The sequence below is a fragment of the Pseudomonas frederiksbergensis genome, assembly GCF_000802155.2.
GTDB lineage: Bacteria > Pseudomonadota > Gammaproteobacteria > Pseudomonadales > Pseudomonadaceae > Aquipseudomonas > Aquipseudomonas frederiksbergensis_A.
In genome coordinates, this window is record NZ_JQGJ02000019.1 from 97,054 (window position 1) to 104,044 (window position 6,991).

7 protein-coding genes are annotated in these 6,991 nt (G+C 57.9%); 6 read left to right on the top strand and 1 reads right to left on the bottom strand.

Features of this window, described 5'->3' with window-relative positions; all coding sequences use genetic code 11:
* Window positions 1-3: 3 nt before the first annotated feature.
* Window positions 4-426: a DUF4124 domain-containing protein gene (locus tag JZ00_RS24835; RefSeq protein ID WP_039593841.1), complete on the bottom strand. Its 423-nt coding sequence runs from the start codon at window positions 424-426 to the stop codon at window positions 4-6.
* Between the two features lie 400 nt (window positions 427-826).
* Between JZ00_RS24835 and JZ00_RS24840 the strand changes: the two genes are divergently transcribed.
* The 6 genes from JZ00_RS24840 (at window position 827) to msrQ (ending at window position 6,808) form a co-directional block, all read left to right on the top strand.
* Window positions 827-2,551: an acetolactate synthase 3 large subunit gene (locus JZ00_RS24840; protein ID WP_039593917.1), complete on the top strand. Its 1,725-nt coding sequence runs from the start codon at window positions 827-829 to the stop codon at window positions 2,549-2,551.
* Window positions 2,552-2,553: 2 nt separating this feature from the next.
* Window positions 2,554-3,045 (top strand): acetolactate synthase small subunit, encoded by a 492-nt coding sequence (ilvN, locus tag JZ00_RS24845; RefSeq protein WP_003205610.1) that lies wholly within the window; start codon window positions 2,554-2,556, stop codon window positions 3,043-3,045.
* 45 nt (window positions 3,046-3,090) lie between these two features.
* Window positions 3,091-4,107 (top strand): ketol-acid reductoisomerase, encoded by a 1,017-nt coding sequence (gene ilvC / locus JZ00_RS24850; RefSeq protein ID WP_003185459.1) that lies wholly within the window; start codon window positions 3,091-3,093, stop codon window positions 4,105-4,107.
* A gap of 144 nt (window positions 4,108-4,251) precedes the next feature.
* On the top strand, window positions 4,252-5,097 hold the full coding sequence (gene pssA / locus JZ00_RS24855) for a CDP-diacylglycerol--serine O-phosphatidyltransferase (protein WP_039593840.1): 846 nt from the start codon (window positions 4,252-4,254) through the stop codon (window positions 5,095-5,097).
* 74 nt (window positions 5,098-5,171) lie between these two features.
* On the top strand, window positions 5,172-6,185 hold the full coding sequence (gene msrP / locus JZ00_RS24860; RefSeq protein WP_039593839.1) for a protein-methionine-sulfoxide reductase catalytic subunit MsrP: 1,014 nt from the start codon (window positions 5,172-5,174) through the stop codon (window positions 6,183-6,185).
* Complete coding sequence (gene msrQ / locus JZ00_RS24865) at window positions 6,185-6,808, top strand: protein-methionine-sulfoxide reductase heme-binding subunit MsrQ (protein ID WP_039593838.1); 624 nt, start codon at window positions 6,185-6,187, stop codon at window positions 6,806-6,808. Before msrP ends, msrQ begins: the two co-directional genes overlap by 1 nt.
* Window positions 6,809-6,991: the final 183 nt, after the last annotated feature.

Genomic DNA, 6,991 nt, shown 5'->3' on the forward strand with positions numbered 1-6,991 from the left:
TCTTCACTGGCAGTTCTCTTCAATTTGCGCGCGGGTTTCATCGATGCGCTGGCGCCGCTCTTCATCAGTTAGGCGGCGCATTTCACCTTCCACCTCTTCCCGTACCCTGGGGTTGTTCTGTAGCTGCGCGAGGTTGGTCCGGGCCTGTTCGCAGAAAGCCTTTAACTGAGCCTCCTGCTCGGCCACCTGTTGTTTGACCTGCTGGTCGATGGCTTTCTGATCGCCAACGACTCCTCCCGAAGCTGGCGCCGCCGGTTTGGGCGCGGGCGTTGCGGATTTGCCCACGGTGGTCGCGTCTACGCCTTCGGGCGGTTGGGCGCCGAAATGGGTCACACCTTGGGCGTCGACCCATTTGTAGATCTGGCCGGCCATGCTCATCGGGCTCAGGCCTAGCAGCAGGGTGGCGGTCAATAACATCGTTCGCATGCTGTTTCCTTGTCCTGGGTTGCGCAATCGAAGCTAACAGAGTAGCCGTTTAAAGGTTTTTTCTTGCGTTCTCATGTGCTTACTTCAATAAAGCACATTGACGACTTGACTTGCAGAGGGCGAAACAGAAGAATCCAAAGTCCGCTGTAGAGGGACTGCCAGAAGCAGACCCACTCGGCAGATCATGAGGCGCACATCCGCGCCGACCTGTTACACCCGCAACGCGTTACCTCGCGCTGGGTGGGAAAGGCCCGCAACACTTGGGACGATCCCAATACTTGCTCAGTCAGTGCTGACGTAGTCGGCGACCACCGTCGCTCATGCTCTGCCGAGAAGTAAACCTATTAAGACCCGTCCCCTTTTCGTGGGTCGGTATTCTGGCGTTTTAGAGGTGAACAACGTGGAGCTTTTATCTGGCGGTGAGATGCTCGTCCGCTTCTTGCGTGACGAAGGCGTCAAATATATCTACGGGTACCCCGGTGGTGCTCTTCTTCATGTCTATGATGCCCTGTTCAAAGAACCGGAAGTGACCCACATCCTGGTTCGCCACGAACAAGCGGCCACCCACATGGCTGACGGCTATGCCCGCGCCACCGGCAAGGCCGGCGTGGTCCTGGTGACATCCGGCCCTGGCGCCACGAACGCCATCACCGGTATCGCCACGGCCTACATGGACTCCATCCCAATGGTGATCATCTCTGGCCAGGTGCCCAGCACCATGGTCGGTACCGATGCGTTCCAGGAAACCGACATGATCGGTATCTCCCGGCCGATCGTGAAGCACAGCTTCATGATCAAGCACGCTTCGGAAATCCCGGAGGTCATGAAGAAGGCTTTCTACCTGGCCGAATCCGGTCGTCCGGGCCCGGTCGTGGTCGACGTGCCGAAAGACATGACCAACCCGGCCGAGAAATTCGAATACATCTACCCGAAAAAAGCCAAGCTGCGCTCCTACAGCCCGGCTGTGCGCGGTCACTCGGGGCAGATCCGCAAGGCCGCGGAAATGCTGCTGGCGGCCAAGCGCCCCGTGCTTTACTCCGGCGGTGGCGTGATTCTCGGCGGAGGGTCTGCGCCGCTGACCGAATTGGCGAAGATGCTCAACCTGCCGGTCACCAATACGCTGATGGGCCTCGGTGCCTATCCAGGCACTGATCGCCAGTTCATCGGCATGCTCGGCATGCACGGCAGCTACACCGCCAACCTTGCGATGCACCATGCCGACGTCATCCTGGCGGTCGGTGCGCGTTTCGACGACCGTGTCATCAACGGCCCGGCGAAATTCTGCCCGAATGCCAAGATCATCCACATCGACATCGATCCGGCGTCGATCTCCAAGACCATCAAGGCCGACGTGCCGATTGTCGGTCCTGTAGAAAGCGTGCTGACCGAAATGGTCGCGATCCTCAAGGAAATAGGCGAGGCTCCGAACAAGGATTCCGTCGCCAGTTGGTGGAAGCAGGTCGATGAATGGCGCGGTGATCGTGGCCTGTTCCCCTACGACAAGGGCGACGGCAGCGTGATCAAGCCGCAGACCGTCATCGAGACGTTGTGCGAAGTGACCAACGGCGATGCCTTCGTGACGTCGGACGTGGGCCAGCACCAGATGTTCGCGGCGCAGTACTACAAGTTCAACAAACCCAACCGCTGGATCAACTCCGGTGGCCTGGGCACCATGGGCTTCGGATTCCCGGCGGCCATGGGCGTCAAGTTGAGCTTCCCGGACAACGATGTTGCCTGCGTGACTGGCGAAGGCAGTATCCAGATGAACATCCAGGAACTGTCGACCTGCCTGCAATACGGTCTGCCGGTGAAAATCGTCAACCTGAACAACGGTGTACTGGGCATGGTTCGCCAGTGGCAGGACATGAGCTACGGCAGCCGTCACTCGCATTCCTACATGGAATCGTTGCCGGACTTCGTCAAGCTGGTCGAGGCCTATGGTCACGTCGGCATCCGCATCACTGACCTGAAGGACTTGAAGTCCGGGCTCGAAGAAGCCTTCGCGATGAAGGATCGACTGGTGTTCCTCGACATCCAGGTCGATACCAGCGAGCACGTCTACCCGATGCAGATCAAAGACGGCTCCATGCGCGACATGTGGCTGAGCAAGACGGAGCGTACCTAATCATGCGACACATTATTTCCTTGCTTCTGGAAAACGAACCGGGTGCTCTGTCTCGCGTAGTGGGCCTGTTCTCGCAGCGCAACTACAACATCGAAAGCCTGACCGTGGCGCCAACCGAGGACCCGACCCTGTCGCGTCTGACGCTGACCACCGTGGGCCACGATGAAATCATCGAGCAGATCACCAAGAACCTGAACAAGCTGATCGAGGTGGTCAAGCTGGTGGACCTGTCGGAAAGCGCTCACATCGAGCGCGAACTGATGCTGGTCAAGGTCAAGGCCACCGGTGCCCAGCGCGCCGAGATCAAGCGCACTACCGATATTTATCGTGGGCAGATCGTCGATGTCAGCGCCAGCGTCTATACCGTTCAGTTGACCGGTACCAGCGACAAGCTCGACAGCTTCATTCAATCGATCGGCACTGCCTCGATTCTGGAAACCGTACGCAGTGGTGTCACCGGGATTGCCCGTGGCGACAAAGTACTGAGCATCTAAACCAAATTAGCGAATGGCCTGAATGGCCGGATATAGGGGAAATTCATGAAAGTTTTCTACGATAAAGATTGCGACCTGTCGATCATCCAGGGCAAGAAAGTCGCCATCATCGGCTACGGTTCCCAAGGCCACGCCCAGGCGTGCAACCTGAAAGACTCCGGCGTTGACGTCACTGTTGGCCTGCGTAAAGGCTCGGCCACCGTTGCCAAGGCCGAGGCCCATGGCCTGAAAGTGACCGACGTGGCTTCCGCCGTTGCCGCTGCCGACCTGGTCATGATCCTGACCCCGGACGAGTTCCAGTCGGCGCTCTACAAGAACGAAATCGAGCCGAACATCAAGAAAGGCGCCACCCTGGCCTTCTCCCACGGCTTCGCGATCCACTACAACCAAGTCGTGCCTCGCGCCGACCTCGACGTGATCATGATCGCGCCGAAAGCCCCAGGCCACACCGTACGTTCCGAGTTCGTGAAGGGCGGCGGTATTCCTGACCTGATCGCGATCTACCAAGACGCCTCCGGCAACGCCAAGAACGTCGCCCTTTCCTACGCTGCTGGCGTGGGTGGTGGTCGTACCGGCATCATCGAAACCACCTTCAAGGACGAGACCGAAACCGACCTGTTCGGCGAGCAAGCCGTTCTGTGTGGCGGTACCGTCGAGCTGGTCAAGGCCGGTTTCGAAACCCTGGTTGAAGCCGGCTACGCGCCAGAAATGGCTTACTTCGAATGCCTGCACGAACTGAAGCTGATCGTTGACCTCATGTACGAAGGCGGTATCGCCAACATGAACTACTCGATCTCCAACAACGCCGAATACGGCGAGTACGTGACCGGTCCGGAAGTCATCAACGCCGAGTCCCGCCAGGCCATGCGCAATGCCCTGAAACGCATTCAGGATGGCGAGTACGCCAAGATGTTCATCAGCGAAGGCGCCACCGGCTATCCTTCGATGACCGCCAAGCGTCGTAACAACGCCGCGCACGGTATCGAAATCATCGGCGAGCAACTGCGCTCCATGATGCCGTGGATCGGTGCCAACAAGATCGTCGACAAAGCCAAGAACTGAGTCGCGAGCTTGATCGGAAAACGCGGCCCAGGCCGCGTTTTTTCGTTTGAGCGTCGGCTTCTGGTATAAAGCTGCATCGTTTGGGGTAGAACCGTCGTCCCAGGCACCTGTCGAATTTTTTCACACCGTTGCAAGGTATTGTCCATGAGCGAACGTCCCGACGAGTCGAATCAGGCTCCTGACGCCGAAAGCCTGTTGCCCATCGATGAGCATGTCGAAGAGGGCCATGACGCTGAAGGCCGCAAGGTCCGGCATCGTGGCATCTATCTGCTGCCGAACCTGTTCACCACTGCGAACCTTTTCGCCGGGTTTTATTCCATCATCAGTTCCATGAGTGCCCAGGCCGCATTGAGTGCTGGTGACAGTGCCGGGGCGAGTCGTTACTTTGCGTTCGCCGCGATTGCGATTTTCGTCGCCATGGTGCTCGATGGGCTGGACGGGCGCGTGGCCCGCATGACCAACACCCAAAGCGCATTCGGAGCCGAATACGATTCGCTGTCGGACATGGTTGCGTTCGGTGTCGCTCCTGCGTTGCTGGCGTTCGGCTGGGCGCTGGGGGACATGGGCAAGGTCGGTTGGATGGTTGCCTTCATCTATGTAGCGGGTGCCGCGTTACGCCTGGCGCGTTTCAATACCCAGGTTGGCACTGCCGACAAGCGCTACTTCATCGGCCTCGCCAGTCCAGCGGCGGCTGGTGTCGTAGCGGGGGTGGTCTGGGCGTTCAGCGACTACGGAATCCAGGGTTCGAAGATGTCCTTCCTGGTTGCGCTACTGGTTGCGGCGGCCGGGATGCTTATGGTCAGTAACATCAAGTACAACAGTTTCAAGGAGCTGGACCTGAAGGGGCGCGTGCCGTTCGTTGCAATCCTGGCCGTGGTGCTGGTGTTTGCCGTGGTCTTCAGTGATCCGCCACGTATTCTGCTGCTGGTATTCCTCGCGTACGCCGCTTCTGGCCCGGTGCAATATTTGTTGCGTCTGCGCCGACGCTAAATGTTGCCTTAATCTAATTTCCCCCATACTCCGCAGTCTATTGGTGCATCTCCCCCCAATACTGCGGAGTCGTCATGCTGATCAAGATCCCCAAGTCGTCCGATTGCCATGAGTCGGACGTCACGCCAGAATCCCTTTATCTATCCCGTCGCCAGATGCTTGGGGCTACCATGGCTGGCCTCGCCATTGGCGGTTTGCCGCGCTGGGCCGGTGCCGTCGACGCGGTGCGTTATCCTGATGTGGAGCCCGGCAAGGCGCCGTCCTGGTTTGTCGAAAAACTGCCTTCCGTCCAATGGGGGGCGGTCACGGTCAAGAACGAGTCCGTTACGCCGTTCAAGGACGCCACCCATTACAACAACTTCTATGAGTTCGGGACCGACAAGGGAGATCCGGCGGCAAATGCTGGCTCCTTGAAAACCGAACCCTGGAGTGTGGTAGTGGACGGGGAGGTGGGCAAGCCGGGGCGCTATGGCCTGGAAGACTTCATGAAACCTTACCAATTGGAGGAGCGAATTTATCGACTGCGCTGCGTCGAGGCCTGGTCTATGGTCATCCCCTGGATTGGTTTCCCCATAGCCGCATTGCTCAAGCAAGTCGAGCCGACGTCCAAGGCCAAATACATTCGTTTTGAAACGTTGCAGGACCCCAAGACCATGCCTGGGCAACGTTCAGGTTTTGCGCTGATCGACTGGCCCTACGTGGAGGGCTTGCGGATGGACGAGGCCATGAACCCGCTGGCCATCCTGGCGGTTGGCATGTATGGGCGTGAGCTGCCTAACCAGAATGGTGCTCCGTTACGGTTGGTGGTGCCGTGGAAATATGGCTTCAAGAGCGTGAAATCCATCGTGCGCATCAGCCTGGTGAGTGAGCAGCCCAAGACCACTTGGCAAAGCATCGCATCCGATGAGTACGGCTTTTACGCAAACGTCAATCCGACCGTTGACCATCCGCGCTGGACCCAGGCTCGGGAGCGTCGTTTACCGAGCGGCCTGTTCAGTCCTAATGTGCGCGATACGTTGATGTTCAACGGATACCAGGATGAAGTTGCTTCCTTATATGCAGGAATGGATCTGAGGAAAGACTACTGATGCGTTTCCTGGCATGGCGGCTCAGCGTTTTCGTCGCAGCGGCGATATGGCCTTTGCTGTGGCTTTACGAAGCGTTGGTGAATTCGTTGGGGCCAGATCCGGGCAAGGTGCTGGTGGATCGACTCGGGTTGGGAACGCTGGTTTTACTGCTGATCACCCTGAGTATGACGCCGTTGCAGAAATTGACGGGGTGGGCCGGGTGGATAGCGGTAAGGCGCCAGTTGGGGTTGTGGTGTTTTGCTTATGTCGTGCTGCATTTGAGCGGCTATGCGGCGTTCATCCTCGGGTTCGATTGGTCGCAGTTGGGCGTCGAGTTGAGCAAGCGCCCCTACATCATTGTCGGGGCGCTGGGCTTTCTTGGCTTGCTGGCCTTGGCAGCAACGTCCAATCGATACAGTCAGCGGCGACTCGGACCTCGCTGGAAAAAACTGCATCGCCTGGCATACCTAATCCTCGGGCTTGGTTTGCTGCATATGTTGTGGATCGTGCGGGCGGATCTCAAGGAGTGGTCCATATATGCCTCTATAGGTGGGCTGCTGTTGGTGCTGAGAATTGGGCCAGTTGCGCGGCGAATCCCTCGTTTAACGGGGAAGAAGATCCCTTCGGTAATAAAAACGAAATAAAGGGTTGACGGCAAATTCTGGATGTCTATAATTCGCCCCACTTCCGGCGCAGTCGAAACGGAAAACTCCTTGAGTTTCAATGAGTTAGATGGTTTCGGCAAGCCAGGCGCTCCAGTTCATCGAAGCGCTGAAGGAGTTGATAGGGCGGTGTTGTTTGGCTCTATCGGCGATTCGATCTTCTCG